The following is a 14,896-nucleotide window of genomic DNA, read 5'->3' as shown; positions in this document are numbered from 1 at the left end:
TGTGTTGCTATTATAGCGAAAAGGTTATGGACTGACAACAATCTTCCTTCATATCGGTGGGAACGAAGTTCCATCCTTAAGTCAAAGTAGACTAAACAAGGGCGTTACTTACGCGCCTTTTACCTGAGCATGCAATCGATCAATGACCGTATCGCGGCCAAGCAGTACAATTGTTTGGTTCAGATCGCGTCCATGAGTCTGTCCTGTCAGAGCTACACGGATCGGCATAAACAGCTGTTTACCCTTAAATCCGGTCTCTTTCTGAACTTCTTTGATCAGCGCAGCCATCTTGCTTGGTGTAAATTCGTCGCTAGCCTGTACTTTATCAGCAAATGCCTTCAGAACGGTTGGTACCTGCTCCTCAGCCAGTACAGCAGCCCCTTCACTTTCCAGCTCCAGGTGGGAACGGAAGAACACTTCCGACAACTCCACGATATCGGAGACAGAATTCATTTGCTCTTGGTAGAGATGAACAAGCGTATATGCCCATTCTTTTTGTTCAGGTGAGAGCTCAGCGGCAATACGTCCCGCTTTTTGCAGATGTGGAATCGCCATTTCGGCAATGCGATCTGGTTCAGCATTTTTGATGTAGTGGTTGTTCAAGTGAGCCAGCTTGTGTGTATCAAATACCGCCGGGCTCTTGGACAGACGCTTCGTATCAAAAATGGAGATTAACTGCTCCTGCGAGAAGATCTCTTCTTCTCCTTCAGGCGACCAGCCAAGAAGGGAGATGAAGTTAAACATCGCCTCAGGCAGATAGCCGAGCTGATCATATTGTTCAATAAACTGAATAACGGATTCGTCACGTTTACTCAGCTTTTTGTGGTTTTCATTCACGATCAACGTCATATGACCGAATTGCGGCGGCTCCCAGCCAAGCGCTTCATAAATCATCAGTTGACGCGGTGTGTTAGAGATGTGATCTTCCCCACGCAGGACGTGGGAGATTTTCATCAAATGATCATCGACAGCAACTGCATAGTTGTACGTAGGAATGCCGTCTTTTTTCACAATAACGAAGTCGCCGGATTCCTTGCTGTTGAATGAGATTGTTCCTTTGACCGTGTCATCAAACGTATAGATGCGTTCTTCCGGTACACGGAAACGAATACTCGCCACACGGCCTTCCGCTTCAAATGCGCTCTGTTGCTCCGGTGTCAGATCACGGTGTTTACCCGAATAACGCGGAGTTTCTCCACGTGCTGTCTGTTCCTCACGTTCTTGCTCCAGCTCTTCTTCCGTGCAATAACAGCGGTAAGCCAGACCTTTATCCAGCAGCTCCTGCGTATACTTACGATAGATGTCCAGACGTTCCGTCTGACGGTATGGTCCGTACTCGCCGCCGACATCAATACTTTCGTCCCACTCGATTCCGAGCCATTTCAGGTATTTCAGCTGACTTTCCTCACCACCGGCAATGTTGCGTTTCACGTCCGTATCCTCAATACGAATAATGAATTTGCCGTTATTATGTTTGGCATACAAATAGTTAAACAATGCCGTACGGGCGTTCCCGATATGCAGGTGTCCCGTTGGACTCGGCGCGTAGCGCACGCGAACTTCGGTGCTCATAATATCCCCTCCGTCTCTAATTGGTTGATAATATCACACGCGAACAAGGCAAACAACCGATTGGGCAGCTATGCCCTCTCCCCGTCCGGGGAATCCCAGTTGCTCTGTTGTTGTCGCTTTGACATTCACCTGAGTTACATCTGCTTCAAGTGCCTTGGCAATAACCTCGGCCATCTTCGGAACGTAAGGTGCCATCTTCGGCTTCTGTGCAATAATGGTTGAATCAATGTTCCCCAGACGGTATCCACGATCCTTCACCAACTGCCACACATGCTCCAGCAGTTTCAGGCTATCAGCATCTTTGAACTCCGGATCCGTATCCGGGAAGTGTTTGCCAATATCCCCAAGTGCAAGCGCACCAAGAATGGCATCACTGATGGCATGCAGCAGCACGTCTGCGTCCGAGTGACCCAGCAGTCCTTTTTCATAAGGGATCGTTACCCCGCCAATAATGCATGGGCGTCCCTCTACCAGTTGATGTACATCGAATCCCTGTCCTACACGTATCATCGCTTCTTCTCTCCCTTGAGCAAAAACGCGGCGTATTCCAAATCTTCCGGCGTCGTTAATTTGATGTTCTTATAACTGCCTTCCACAACCTTGACCGACATTCCCTGGCGTTCAGCCAGCATTGCGTCATCCGTTCCTAGAAATCCGTCCCGGTCCGCCGATTCGTACGCAATCAGCAGGGAAGAAAGACGAAAAGCCTGCGGGGTTTGAATGCTCCACAGACTGCTGCGGTCCGGCGTCGCCGTAACGATTCCATCCGCATTTACTTGTTTGATCGTATCCTTCACTGGAACGGCCAGTACAGCTGCTCCACCCGACATAGCGGCCTTCATACACCCCATAATCTGCTCACGGTTTATAAAAGGACGTACCCCGTCGTGAACGAGGACCCAGTCTGTCCCTAGTGCCTTAAGGCCTTCGTGGACCGAATGCTGTCTCTCTTTCCCTCCGGGGATGACACGGACACGTGATTCCAGTCGGTATTCTTTTACCCAATCCTGGCAGCGTTCAACATCGGCAGCTCCCGTGACCAGCACCATTTCGCTGACCTCGTCCATAGCCGTAAACACTTCAAGCGTATGTATGAAAACGGGCTTGTCCTGCAGCAGCAGAAACTGCTTACTCTCGGTTGTTCCCATCCGGGTCCCCCGACCTGCCGCCACAATGACAACACCCCACCCTTTATCCATGCCGCAATCCCTGCCTTGTCTGTCAGTTTACCGTCCTAAGATACAAAATATCTACTATCGATATTAAATATCGTTAAACGATACACTACCCATCATACCGCTTTATTGGGCTTTTTCCAACAGTTTCGGCTTGGCAAAAATCATTCGTCCTGCTGACGTCTGCAGCACACTGGTCACCAGCACTTCCATCATCATGCCGATATACTCGCGTCCGCCTTCCACCACGATCATGGTGCCATCATCCAGATAGGCTACACCTTGACCGTGTTCCTTACCATCCTTGATAATCTGTACCATAATCTCCTCACCTGGCAATACCACCGGCTTAACGGCATTGGCGAGGTCATTGATGTTTAGCACGGATACTCCTTGCAGTTCACAGACCTTATTCAGGTTGAAGTCGTTGGTGACAACTTTACCCTGAAGCACCTTGGCGAGCTTGACCAGCTTGCTGTCCACTTCCGAAATCTCCTCGAAATCACCTTCGTAGATGAGCACTTTAACGTCCAATTCCTTCTGAATCTTATTCAGAATATCAAGCCCACGCCGTCCTCTGTTCCGCTTGAGCAAGTCCGATGAATCTGCAATGTGCTGCAATTCCTCCAGAACGAATTCCGGGATTACAATCGTGCCCTCGATAAATCCGGTTTTGCATATATCCGCGATGCGACCATCGATAATTACACTGGTATCCAAAATTTTGTGCTCTTCTAGCCGTCTTTCCTCATCCACCTCAGGATGACCCCAGCGTCCTGACATCCAGAAGGCCGCCAGATCGTCTTTCTTCGCCATGGCAAGCATATAGCCTATATAGCTACTTACGACCGTCAGTGCCACTTGCAGCACTTCTCCGGCCGTCCCCAGCCATGCTACACAAGGATATAACAGCAAGGCCACCAGCAGTCCTGCAACTGTACCCGCCGCACCCGCAGCCAATTCATTCATCGGTACTTTGGCCAACGAATCAATACTATTATGTAGTCTGGTTGCCATTAATGTTCCACCAATGTTACACACTGACATAAACAATACAACACCTAGTAGGGTTGATACCCCAGCCCCCAATAATCCTGCTGATTGAATCCATTCAGCCATCCAAGGGACGGATTTTCCTGCCAGATGATATGCCGTGTAGCCGAACCATGCACCGCACAATCCTGTAAAAGTTAAAATGCCTTTTTTCCACATAAGTCCCTGCACCTCCTTCAATATAACTTCATCTTTATATCCAGTATGATCCAATTCTCAGATTGCTAATCCCGCTTTTGAAGAACTTTTTGGAAATGTTGCAATCGTCAGTTGAAAGAAGGTAAATTATTGGCATATAATGAATTCAATTCATATCCCGAGGTGAGTAGCAAAATGAGTACGCTAAGTTTACAGGCTTTTCAGGATCAAGTTTCCGAGCTGTTGCTGCGTCATCGCAGCCTGATTGATGTACTGTCCAAAACAGGACAAGCCGGCGCCTCTGTCAACCGTGCCGTGTCCAAGGCCATTACCGAATGCGGCTGCATTGAGCTGCACGCCACCAAGCAGAAATATGCCCCAGAGAGCGACATTGCTCAATCAAAAGGCCTGCTGGAAACGCATGTGGAAGGTGAATTGTGCGAGAATTGTAAAGAGGTGATCAGCTCTGAACTAGGGCGGAACCTGTTTTATATGTCGGCTCTCTGCAATCTGCTGGACATCAACATGGAAGAGGTCGTAAATCACGAGTCACAGAAATGTTCGACGTTAGGGATGTTCAATTTGTCGTAAACAATACGTATTTCATTGCAAATGGTTAAGTTAACGTATAGATTTTAAAAACAAAAATAAGCACGTATTCTCCTGTTGAGGAGCGTACGTGCTTTCTTTTTATTTCCCGAAATGATGGAATGCCTAGCGATCGGAAGGACGGGAAGACTTCTCTTCTTTACGCTTTTTGGCTCGGTTCCGCGAGGCTGCCGTCCGCATATTATGCTTCATCCCATATAGAGCGTATAACACAAGTGGAATAAAGATCAATTTGGACAATTGTTCTGGAAACATAACAGCCACCACTACCGCGAAGACGATGACCCAAGGTGCAATCCAGATCGCTTTACGCGGTAGACCAACCTTTTTGAAATTGGGATATTTCAGCGAACTTACCATCAGATACGATAACAGCAAGGTCGCAATCATCATACTCACGGGACCGATATCCTTATTAAACAGGGATAGTGTTGCCAGTACCCCTCCAGCCGCTGGGATCGGCAAACCTGTGAAGTACCCGGGGATACCGGGGCGAACGTTAAACCGGGCTAACCGGATAGCCCCACAGATTGGAAAGCTTGCGGTTGCGATCCAGGCGAGAACCGGAGTTGCGTCCTGAAACGAGACCATGAATATAATTAGAGCTGGAGCTGCACCAAATGAAACCATGTCAGACAAAGAATCCAGCTCTTTGCCAAACTCACTCTGGGCATTAAGTGCACGTGCGACACGGCCATCCAGGCCATCCAGCAACATCGCAATAATGACCAAAATGGCAGCCAAACTATACTTCCCATCAATTGCAAGCAGGATTGCCATCATTCCAAGAAACAGATTACCCAAGGTAAAGAGATTCGGAATGAATCTGGTTAACATCGTTGTTTCACCTCATTATTTTCAAGCCGTTATAGGCAAACCCTTACATTTGTCTGTCAATAAACATCTGCTCCTGCAAACGCTTGAGACCTTCCTTAATGGTTCGGGCCCGTACCTCTCCAATCCCGTCCACTTCGTCCAGCTCTTCTATTGTAGCCATAATGACATGAGGCAATTGTTCGAATTGATCCACCAGGTTATGGATGATGACATTCGGCAGGCGTGGTATCTTATTTAATACCCGATATCCGCGAGGTGCAACCGAATCTTCAGACGTAGCCGCTGACGAAGGGTATCCCAGAAGACGTACGATATGATGTGCATCCAGCAATTCATCGTCCGACAATCTTTTCAGACCTACGATAATCTCACGAATCTTGTCATCACTGTCATCACGGGCATAGTCCTTATACAGCAACCAGGCTTCCTCTTCTGTTGTACCGACGAGCTCCTCCATCTGCATGGAGATCAGACGTCCCTCGTTGCCGAGTTCATGAATGTAACGCTTGATTTCCGTTTTGATGCGCATAACCATTTCCGTACGCTGAATGACATTGACTACCTCAGGAATCGTTACCAGTTCCTCGAACTCGGCGGCGCTCAGATTCGTAAGGGACTGTGTCAATACAGCCTTGTATTTCTCCAAGGTTTGAATCGCTTGATTCGCCTTGGTCAAAATAACCCCGATTTCCTTGAGGGAATACCGTAGTGTTCCTTGGTATAAGGTAATAATATTCCGCCGCTGCGATATAGATACGACTAATTTGCCTGTTTGTTTCGCGACACGCTCAGCCGTCCGGTGACGGATCCCCGTCTCAGATGAAGAGATGGATGAGTCAGGAATAAGTTGAGTATTGGCGTATAGGATACGCTTTAAATCTTCGCTAAGGATAATGGCACCGTCCATCTTGGCGAGTTCATACAAATAGTTCGGGGAGAAATCACAGTTAATCGAGAATCCTCCATCCACCACTTCCATTACTTCAGGGCTGTATCCTACAACCAGCAGTGCACCCGTCTTGGCGCGCAGCACGTTCTCCAGACCTTCGCGGAAAGGTGTACCTGGTGCAATCAGCCTTAACAATTCGTTCATATTATCCAGTTGGCTCGAATCTTTCATCTTGTTATGCCCCCTAATCTAAAGCAACCGCTAGTGCATCTGCCACGGTATTCACACCGATCAGTTGTATCCCGCGAGGATGTTTCCAGCCCTTTAAGCTTTTTTCTGGTAAAATGACACGCTTAAAGCCCAATTTCTGAGCTTCTTTCACACGTTGTTCAGCCCTTGAAACGGCCCGAACTTCACCCGTTAAACCGATTTCCCCAAAGATGACGTCATCTGGCTTGGTCGGTACATCTCTCAAGCTGGATGCGATACTTACAGCAACCGCCAAATCTACTGCCGGCTCATCTAATCTCACACCACCAGCTACGTTCAGATAAGCATCCTGCGTTTGCAAGAACATGCCCATCCGTTTCTCCAGTACCGCAATAATCAGGTTTAATCGATGGAGATCTACCCCTGTTGCCATACGCCGCGGAGAAGGGAAATGTGTGGTTGAAATCAATGCCTGCAATTCCACAAGCAGAGGACGTGTGCCCTCCATGCTGGCAACTACGGTAGAACCAGCCACACCCAGAGGACGTTCTGACAAAAAGAGCTCAGAAGGGTTGCCTACTTCACGAAGTCCATCTTCGCCCATTTCAAAAATGCCGATCTCATTGGTCGAACCAAAACGGTTCTTTACCGCACGTAAAAGGCGATACGTATGATGCCGTTCTCCTTCAAAATAAAGAACACAGTCCACCATATGTTCCAACATACGTGGACCTGCAATGGCGCCTTCTTTCGTAACATGCCCCACAAGTACGGTTGCAATGCCTCGCCCTTTGGCGATTCGCATGAACCGTGAGGTACATTCCCTTACCTGAGCTACACTGCCGGGTGCACTGGTGACTTCTGGCAGATATACGGTCTGAATAGAGTCGATGACTAGAAAATGCGGCTGGATCTGCTCTACCGCTTCCTCTACCCGCTCCATATTGGTCTCACATAGTACATATAACTCAGGAGACAGCGCACCCAGACGGTCAGCCCGCAATTTCGTTTGCTTAACTGATTCCTCACCTGAGACATATAACACACGCAAACCTGAGTGAGTCAAAGCATGAGATGTTTGCAACATCAATGTTGATTTTCCGATTCCGGGGTCTCCGCCCACCAGAACGAGAGATCCTGGAACAATTCCGCCGCCCAAAACCCGGTTCAGCTCTTCAATTCCAGTCTGTACACGCGGTTCCTGACCGCTATCTATATCTATGATGGGAAGTGGCTTATCTTTACTCTCAAAGAGAGGGGAATTTCTCCCTTGTGTTTTGACCACCGTTTCGGTTTCTTCCACCATTGAATTCCAAGACTGACAACCCGGACATTTGCCGTACCATTTGGGGGCTTCATAGCCGCATTCCGTACACTGAAACTTGGTTTTAACTTTGGCCACTTCAGCACTCCTAGGATTTATTTTATAACAGCATTTTGCATTTTTCGACGAATTTTGCCTTAATTCCCTGACGTGCAGGGTTAATAAAAGTTTACCATTGTTTGAGATTTTTCGTAAAGGATTATCGCAAACTTTACACATGTTCGTAGCACTTCAAAGTTTATTTTCTGATAAACAACAGCTCTGGGTCTCTGACTGGCACAAAAACACAAAAAAATCCTTCCCGACTAAAGCCAGGAAGGATTTTTGTTTTATACATCAGACTCAGTAGTTATGTCACTAGTCGAGTGTTACTTATTTCGTTTCGATTTCCTCAGTGGAAGGAACAACAACGTCTTTTTTAGTTACAGACAATGCTCCATTCTCTTCATCGATGAGCAACGAATCACCTTTAGTCACATTACCCGTGAGCAATTCTTCCGACAATTTATCTTCAATATGCTTCTGGATCGCCCGACGAAGCGGACGAGCACCATAGGCTGGATCGAAGCCTGCTTTGGCAAGGAAAGCCTTGGCATTGTCTGTGAGCTCGAAGTCGACCTCGTATTCATTCAGACGTTTACGAAGCTCTTCACTCATCAGTGTAACAATCTCAGCAATGTGTTTTTCTTCAAGAGAATGGAACACGATAATTTCATCAATCCGGTTAAGGAACTCAGGACGGAAGCTTTTCTTCAGCTCATCCATCACTTTACCCTTCATGTTATCGTAATCCGCACCTGCATCCACTACTGCCGTAAAGCCCAGTGTAGAGTTACGTTTGATCGCTTCTGCTCCCACATTGGATGTCAAAATAATCAACGTATTCCGGAAGTCTACGACGCGACCTTTAGAGTCGGTCAGACGACCATCCTCAAGCACTTGCAGCAAGATGTTGAATACTTCAGGATGTGCTTTCTCGATTTCATCGAGCAGGACGACAGAGTAAGGTTTGCGACGCACTTTCTCTGTCAGCTGTCCACCTTCTTCATATCCCACATATCCCGGAGGCGCTCCGACGAGTCTTGAAGTGGAATGCTTCTCGCCATACTCGGACATATCAATCCGGATGACTGCATTTTCATCCCCGAACATTGCTTCTGCAAGAGCACGAGCCAGCTCGGTTTTACCTACCCCTGTAGGACCAAGGAAGATAAATGAACCCATTGGACGTTTCGGATCTTTCAATCCAGCACGAGCACGACGAACTGCACGACTGACGGACTTCACAGCCTCATCCTGACCGATGACACGTTCATGCAGAATTGATTCCAGATTCATCAAGCGTTGTGTCTCTTCTTCTTTCAGCTGATTCACCGGAATACCGGTCCAGCTGGCTACTACTTGTGCGATATCCTCAGGAGTTACCTCAGAATCGGTGCGACCTTGTTTTTCTTTCCATTGGTTCTTCGTTACATCCAGCTCTTCACGGATTTTTTGTTCCGTGTCACGTAGAGCTGCTGCCTTTTCGAACTCCTGGCTTTGAACCGCTGCGTCTTTTTCCTTGCGGATATCCTCGAGACGGCTCTCCAGTTGTTTGAGGTTAGGTGGGATCGTGTAAGAGTTCAGTCTTACTTTGGAACCCGCCTCATCAATCAGGTCAATCGCTTTGTCCGGCAGGAAACGGTCTGTAATGTACCGATCAGACAGTTTAACTGCCTGCACAATCGCTTCATCCGTAATTTTTACCCGGTGATGCGCTTCGTAACGGTCACGTAATCCATGCAAAATTTGAACCGCTTCTTCTGGAGAAGGCTGATCCACCGTAATCGGTTGGAAACGACGCTCTAGCGCAGCATCCTTCTCGATATATTTGCGATATTCATCCAACGTTGTAGCACCGATGCACTGCAATTCTCCACGGGCCAAAGCCGGTTTCAAAATGTTCGAAGCATCAATTGCACCTTCCGCTCCGCCTGCACCAATCAGGGTATGCAATTCGTCGATGAACAAGACAATGTTACCCGCTTGACGAATTTCATCCATAATTTTTTTCAGACGATCTTCGAATTCACCACGATATTTTGTTCCTGCAACAACCGAACCCATATCCAATGTCATGACACGTTTGTCACGCAAAGTCTCAGGAATTTCGTTGGCGATGATTTTTTGTGCAAGTCCTTCAGCGATGGCTGTTTTACCTACACCTGGCTCACCGATCAGTACTGGGTTGTTCTTGGTACGACGGCTCAGTACCTGAATAACACGTTCAATTTCTTTACTACGTCCAATCACTGGGTCCAGGTTGTTCTCCTTGGCATACGCCGTAAGATCACGTGCCAGACTGTCCAGTGTTGGTGTGCTGACATTGGAAGGCGTACCATTATGACTGGATACAGCTTCACTGCTGCCAAGCAGTTGCAGCACTTGTTGACGTGCCTTGTTCAAACTAATACCCAGGTTGTTCAGCACACGTGCTGCAACCCCTTCGCCTTCACGAATCAATCCAAGCAGGATATGCTCTGTGCCTACATAGGTATGGCCCAATTTGCGAGCTTCATCCATAGACAATTCAATCACTTTTTTCGCACGAGGCGTATATGCAATGTTCGTAGGTTGCTCTTGGCCACGGCCAATTAGCGTCTCTACTTCATCTTGAATTTTTTCCAATCCGAGTCCCAGGCCGATCAGCGCTTTGGCTGCGATGCCTTCGCCTTCACGAATGAGGCCGAGCAAAATGTGCTCTGTACCGATGTTATTATGACCAAGACGGACAGCTTCTTCCTGCGCCAATGCGAGCACCTTTTGGGCCCGTTCCGTAAATCTTCCAAACATCATATCTCCTGCACCTCCATGGTTTTGGATAAAACGGGGGCTAATGAAAGGATCCCACCGTATTCTTCATATCATTTTTGTTTGCAGCCGTGCTGCGAATAAAATCATTCAGCATTCATTATAGAAATGCTCTATTATATAAAAGCCGCAGATGCGGCGTGAAACCTTTATTAACAACTCTTGAACTACCTATGATTGATTGGCTGCACTGATCGTATCACGGATCAACTGAGCCCGATATATGTCACGCTCATCTGTCCGCATGTCTTCCCCAAATGTTTTCTGCAAAAAGCCCGGCTGCGTCATCACATTCAACTCGTTCATCACGGTAATGGACAAGCCGTCCAACAATCCGAGATCTACACCAAGTCGAACATCCGACAGACGCTGTGCAGCTTCCTTCGAATCGACGATGGCTGCATGGGACAGAATGCCGTAAGAACGCATAACCCTGTCGGTAATCCGCAGTCTAGAGTCGGTAATTAACCGTTCTCTGGCGGTACGCTCATGCCCAATCATCTGTAACACAACACTATGCAGGTTATCGATGACTTCTTGTTCCGTCTGCCCCAGCGTAATCTGGTTCGAAATCTGGAACAGGTTACCCATCGCCTCACTGCCTTCACCGTAAATTCCCCGTACAGTCAGTCCGACTTGGGAGACTGCGGTTAGAATGCGGCCAATCTGCTGTGTCATCACCAGAGCGGGTAGATGCATCATGACAGATGCTCTTACACCTGTACCTACATTCGTAGGACAGCTGGTTAAATATCCTCTACGGTCATCAAAAGCGTAATCCACATGCGCTTCAAAAGCATCATCTATGGCGGAAGCTTTCTCCCAGGCTTCTTTTACCTGGAACCCCGGATAGAGGCACTGGATACGAAGATGATCCTCTTCATTAATCATAATACTGACAGATTCATCCTCACTGAGAATAACAGCACCATTTCTGGATTCGTTCGCAAGACTGGGACTGATCAAATGCTTCTCCACCAGCACCCGTTTGTCAAGGTCATCGATATCAATCAGATCCAGGGTATGAAAATCTCCAAAAGCATGAACGTCATCGTATTGAAGTACTTCGCTCAGCTTATTCAGCACTTCTTCCGATTGCTCATTGGAAGCCAGCATCGGAAACGGATAATGCTGAAGGTTGCGTGCGATCCGGACTCGGCTGCTAATGACGATTTCGGAATCAGCCGCATCACTACGCATCCAGTCGCTGAGCGCCTTCTCTGTAAAACGCAGATTAGGCATTACGCATCCCTCCTACTCATCACAAACTTTACTCCTGAGCTATTTCTTTTTCAAGTTCCCTGATCTGATCACGAATTTGAGCGGCTTCTTCAAACTCCTCTTGCGTTATACTCTCCTGAAGATCCCGTTTCAGATCAGCAATCTGTCTTTTGACCTTGATGCGACCACCAGCCCGTGCAGGCACTTTACCCACGTGGGAAGTGCTACCGTGAACCCGTTTAAATAGTGGGTCCAAACGACTGTCAAAATATTTATAACAAGAACTACAGCCAAAGCGGCCGATTTTGCTAAACTGTGAATAGGTCATGCCGCATTCTTCACAACGAAGGGATTGCGCAGGTGTTGCTCCCGCACTGCCATTCTTGCCTGAGGGTTCAAAATCAAGCAACCCGGACAATAAGTTATGAATGGAAAATCCGTTGGATGTTCCGGGAATCATTTCCCCTTTTTCACGAGCACATGACTCACAAATATGGAATTCCGTCTTCTCTCCGTTCACGATCTTCGTGAAATGGAGTGTTGCCGGACGGTTGTTGCATTCTTGGCACAGCACAATGATGTACCCCCTTGATCCCGATAGTTTTCATTTACCGAGCAAAGATATTAACATCGCCTTTAACATTCTGGCACGAATTTGATCCCGGTAAGGAAGTTTGACCAATATAATCTCTCTCGAAACAGCTGCCCGCATCAACCCGGCTTCCCTTTTGCTCAAGAAACGTGCTTCTTCCAGTTGGTAGATCAGACCTTCGGCAGCTGTCTGCCCGATCTCATCTCCAATACTATGGTGCAAATGGTTATGCAGAGCCGAGTGAGCCGGCAATTCAATCCGCTGTATGCGAACATAACCGCCGCCGCCACGTTTACTCTCCACAAGGTAACCTTTTTCGAGTGTAAATCGGGTGCTGATGACATAATTGATCTGGGAAGGCACACATGAAAATTGATCAGCCAGATCATTACGTTGAATTTCGACCAATCCTTCGGGACTTTCATGCAAAATACTCTTCAGATATTGTTCGATAATATCAGAGATATTACGCATCCACTCATCCTCCACTGTCTGAAACGTTAAGTCAATAAGGACCCACACGCCCCTACAGAGTACACCTTCTCAACCCATTTAACCAATCAAGGAAACAGCGAAACTGATCTTCAACGGTCTTTAACAGGAGAGCGAAGGACGCTCGAAGGTCCTTTAATATTGCTTTTATCCGCTGATGTGTACTACCTTTAATATGGCTCCCACCACCGGATTGCAGAAAGAAAGCTACGTAAGTATTTAACCTTTAGTTGACTTTGACTTTCTTTGACTTTATATACATTATAGCATATTTTGTGGTTTTGCCAAGAGGGAGCACTATTCATTTTTTACGATTTTACACGAAATATTCGGCTGACACAAAAAAACCTCTCCAAAATAGCTGGAGAAGTCCATTTGTCTCACACTTACGTCGTAATGCTATACAAGTTAAGTCTATGAAATTGATCCTAGAATACTCGTTACTCTATGAGGATCAGAAAAAATCAAGTAAATACGTTTCCCGTTCAGGAATCGCTTGCTCCAAAGCCTTAATCGCTCCATTCGGTCCTTCAATTCTACCTATTTGAGCCATCTCTGCGGGCCTACGATACCCCATCAGCATTGCGGTAAGCGCCTGTATGTCTACTTTAACAGTCTGATCTTTAGCTGCCGACTCAGATGTTTTCCATATCGAAGCTGTACCATTCATCGCCACATTCAACTGCCATACCCCTTCATTCCATGGTGCATGGGCATCCTCTACCTGGAGATTAATCTGTACTGGTGAGTCTGGGCTCGCAAAAGGATACTGTGAAATAAATTGTTCTACACTCACAATACGTGCCATGAAGAAAGGTACAATTTCCTGCTGAATCCGCGGATTATCTAATTGAAAAGCAAGCATATCACTGGCTGGTGCCTGTAAAGTGACTTCCTCAATCATGGAATCATGGTTGGCAATAAAGGTCCACAAACCTTGTCTTGTCTCTTCATTCAGATAAATGATCTCTTTAATGGTAAACTTTCTTTCCTTAACCTCATATAAAACATAGCCTTGTGCTTTACCAGCTTCATCATAATATATAGCCTTCTGGCTGGCGCCATTAGATAGAACTGAATTCTCCCATCTCGCATCATCCCGAATCAAGGTTCCGTTATAGCGTTCAGCGTACGCACCGTATACTTCCTTTAATATACTGAGTCCCGGATCGCCACGGCGAATTGTTCCAGGGGTTGCCTTTTTCGCAGGCAGATGAGCTGTAGGCACTTTATATCGTTTAAACTCAACATACGTCTCCCATCCATATCTCCGATAAAATGCAAAAGAAAACGGATGCAAAAACGATATACTTTGTTTGTTACGGTTCATTTCCTCCAGCGCATGCTTCAACAGCCCAGCTACCCAGCCTTTACGTCTATATTCTGGCCATGTCGCTACTCCCGCAATACCGCCCATCTCGAACGATCTCCCATGAATATAGGTTTGAAAAGGAATAATGTGAAGTTTGGCACCCAATTGTCCCTCCTCAAATACACCCCATATATCCTGTGAATCAAATTGACTCCGTCGCTTCTCCGTTTGTTCTTCACTCATTACCACTTGAAAAGCATACTCGGAGAGTGCCATAGCTGGCTCAAAATCATCTACGGTTAATTTCTGAATTTCCATGTCGTCCTGCACCCCGTTCTCTAAGTTATGATATCTTTCAAATCATGGCCTGATACGTGATGTATGTATCCATTTATGAGTGTGTCAGAGGAACGGGACAAAGTCAAACAAGAGATGCGCGGGCATCTCTCGGGGATAACGATCTATATTAAAAAACACAAATAAAAACCACCACCGAATAACATCGGCAGTGGTTCTTCGCTTGGCGACGTCCTACTCTCCCAGGACCCTGCGGTCCAAGTACCATCGGCGCTAGAGGGCTTAACGGTCGTGTTCGGGATGGGTACGTGTGGAACCCCTCCGC

At 47.1% G+C, this 14,896-nt stretch carries 13 protein-coding genes and 1 rRNA gene; 1 reads left to right on the top strand and 13 read right to left on the bottom strand.

Translation table 11 applies throughout. The features are described from left to right. Positions 1-108: 108 nt before the first annotated feature. The 4 genes from gltX to CRO25_RS31245 all read right to left on the bottom strand — a co-directional run bounded on the left by gltX (position 109) and on the right by CRO25_RS31245 (position 3,959). Positions 109-1,572 carry a glutamate--tRNA ligase gene (gene gltX, locus CRO25_RS31260; protein ID WP_079697649.1) on the bottom strand — a complete coding sequence of 488 codons (1,464 nt, stop codon included), beginning with the start codon at positions 1,570-1,572 and terminating at the stop codon, positions 109-111. 33 nt (positions 1,573-1,605) lie between these two features. Then, on the bottom strand, positions 1,606-2,082 hold the full coding sequence (gene ispF, locus CRO25_RS31255; RefSeq protein WP_079697648.1) for a 2-C-methyl-D-erythritol 2,4-cyclodiphosphate synthase: 477 nt from the start codon (positions 2,080-2,082) through the stop codon (positions 1,606-1,608). Then, positions 2,079-2,771: a 2-C-methyl-D-erythritol 4-phosphate cytidylyltransferase gene (ispD, locus tag CRO25_RS31250; protein WP_063567413.1), complete on the bottom strand. Its 693-nt coding sequence runs from the start codon at positions 2,769-2,771 to the stop codon at positions 2,079-2,081. Before ispD ends, ispF begins: the two co-directional genes overlap by 4 nt. Positions 2,772-2,873: 102 nt before the next feature. Next, the gene (locus CRO25_RS31245; RefSeq protein WP_079697647.1) at positions 2,874-3,959 is read right to left on the bottom strand and encodes a PIN/TRAM domain-containing protein; all 1,086 of its coding nucleotides are present in this window, start codon (positions 3,957-3,959) and stop codon (positions 2,874-2,876) included. A gap of 174 nt (positions 3,960-4,133) precedes the next feature. On the opposite strand from CRO25_RS31245, the gene CRO25_RS31240 reads away from it, so the two are divergent. Continuing rightward, positions 4,134-4,529, top strand: a complete 396-nt coding sequence (locus tag CRO25_RS31240) for a hypothetical protein (RefSeq protein ID WP_024633611.1) — start codon at positions 4,134-4,136, stop codon at positions 4,527-4,529. 123 nt (positions 4,530-4,652) lie between these two features. On the opposite strand, the gene pssA is transcribed toward CRO25_RS31240, so the two are convergent. The 9 genes from pssA to rrf all read right to left on the bottom strand — a co-directional run. Continuing rightward, positions 4,653-5,384 carry a CDP-diacylglycerol--serine O-phosphatidyltransferase gene (gene pssA, locus CRO25_RS31235; protein ID WP_063567411.1) on the bottom strand — a complete coding sequence of 244 codons (732 nt, stop codon included), beginning with the start codon at positions 5,382-5,384 and terminating at the stop codon, positions 4,653-4,655. A 43-nt stretch (positions 5,385-5,427) separates the two neighbouring features. Beyond that, positions 5,428-6,504, bottom strand: a complete 1,077-nt coding sequence (disA, locus tag CRO25_RS31230; protein WP_063567410.1) for a DNA integrity scanning diadenylate cyclase DisA — start codon at positions 6,502-6,504, stop codon at positions 5,428-5,430. A 13-nt stretch (positions 6,505-6,517) separates the two neighbouring features. After that, the gene (radA, locus tag CRO25_RS31225; RefSeq protein WP_063567409.1) at positions 6,518-7,885 is read right to left on the bottom strand and encodes a DNA repair protein RadA; all 1,368 of its coding nucleotides are present in this window, start codon (positions 7,883-7,885) and stop codon (positions 6,518-6,520) included. Positions 7,886-8,179: 294 nt separating this feature from the next. Next, complete coding sequence (gene clpC / locus CRO25_RS31220; protein WP_063567408.1) at positions 8,180-10,642, bottom strand: ATP-dependent protease ATP-binding subunit ClpC; 2,463 nt, start codon at positions 10,640-10,642, stop codon at positions 8,180-8,182. Positions 10,643-10,828: 186 nt separating this feature from the next. Further along, on the bottom strand, positions 10,829-11,899 hold the full coding sequence (locus CRO25_RS31215) for a protein arginine kinase (RefSeq protein WP_053779232.1): 1,071 nt from the start codon (positions 11,897-11,899) through the stop codon (positions 10,829-10,831). A gap of 28 nt (positions 11,900-11,927) precedes the next feature. Continuing rightward, a complete protein-coding gene (locus CRO25_RS31210; protein WP_063567406.1) occupies positions 11,928-12,452 on the bottom strand; it encodes a UvrB/UvrC motif-containing protein in 525 nt (174 codons plus the stop codon). 30 nt (positions 12,453-12,482) lie between these two features. Further along, complete coding sequence (locus CRO25_RS31205; protein WP_063567405.1) at positions 12,483-12,944, bottom strand: CtsR family transcriptional regulator; 462 nt, start codon at positions 12,942-12,944, stop codon at positions 12,483-12,485. 472 nt (positions 12,945-13,416) lie between these two features. Continuing rightward, a complete protein-coding gene (eis, locus tag CRO25_RS31200) occupies positions 13,417-14,592 on the bottom strand; it encodes an enhanced intracellular survival protein Eis (protein WP_079697646.1) in 1,176 nt (391 codons plus the stop codon). A 200-nt stretch (positions 14,593-14,792) separates the two neighbouring features. Continuing rightward, positions 14,793-14,896, bottom strand: a 5S ribosomal RNA gene (gene rrf, locus CRO25_RS31195); the annotation flags it as partial.

It is taken from the genome of Paenibacillus sp. RU5M, from assembly GCF_900221055.1.
GTDB lineage: Bacteria > Bacillota > Bacilli > Paenibacillales > Paenibacillaceae > Paenibacillus > Paenibacillus marchantiae.
Note: the sequence above shows the minus strand (reverse complement) of the source record. Positions and strands in the feature narration are given on the sequence as shown.

Excerpts from the sequence above, each read along its gene's own strand:
- gltX (WP_079697649.1), bottom strand. The coding sequence starts at position 1,572 with ATGAGCACCGAAGTTCGCGTGCGCTACGCGCCGAGTCCAACGGGACAC.
- ispD (WP_063567413.1), bottom strand. The coding sequence starts at position 2,771 with ATGGATAAAGGGTGGGGTGTTGTCATTGTGGCGGCAGGTCGGGGGACC.
- CRO25_RS31245 (WP_079697647.1), bottom strand. The coding sequence starts at position 3,959 with ATGTGGAAAAAAGGCATTTTAACTTTTACAGGATTGTGCGGTGCATGG.
- clpC (WP_063567408.1), bottom strand. The coding sequence starts at position 10,642 with ATGATGTTTGGAAGATTTACGGAACGGGCCCAAAAGGTGCTCGCATTG.
- CRO25_RS31205 (WP_063567405.1), bottom strand. The coding sequence starts at position 12,944 with ATGCGTAATATCTCTGATATTATCGAACAATATCTGAAGAGTATTTTG.
- ispF (WP_079697648.1), bottom strand. The coding sequence starts at position 2,082 with ATGATACGTGTAGGACAGGGATTCGATGTACATCAACTGGTAGAGGGA.
- eis (WP_079697646.1), bottom strand. The coding sequence starts at position 14,592 with ATGGAAATTCAGAAATTAACCGTAGATGATTTTGAGCCAGCTATGGCA.
- pssA (WP_063567411.1), bottom strand. The coding sequence starts at position 5,384 with ATGTTAACCAGATTCATTCCGAATCTCTTTACCTTGGGTAATCTGTTT.
- CRO25_RS31215 (WP_053779232.1), bottom strand. The coding sequence starts at position 11,899 with ATGCCTAATCTGCGTTTTACAGAGAAGGCGCTCAGCGACTGGATGCGT.
- CRO25_RS31240 (WP_024633611.1), top strand. The coding sequence starts at position 4,134 with ATGAGTACGCTAAGTTTACAGGCTTTTCAGGATCAAGTTTCCGAGCTG.
- disA (WP_063567410.1), bottom strand. The coding sequence starts at position 6,504 with ATGAAAGATTCGAGCCAACTGGATAATATGAACGAATTGTTAAGGCTG.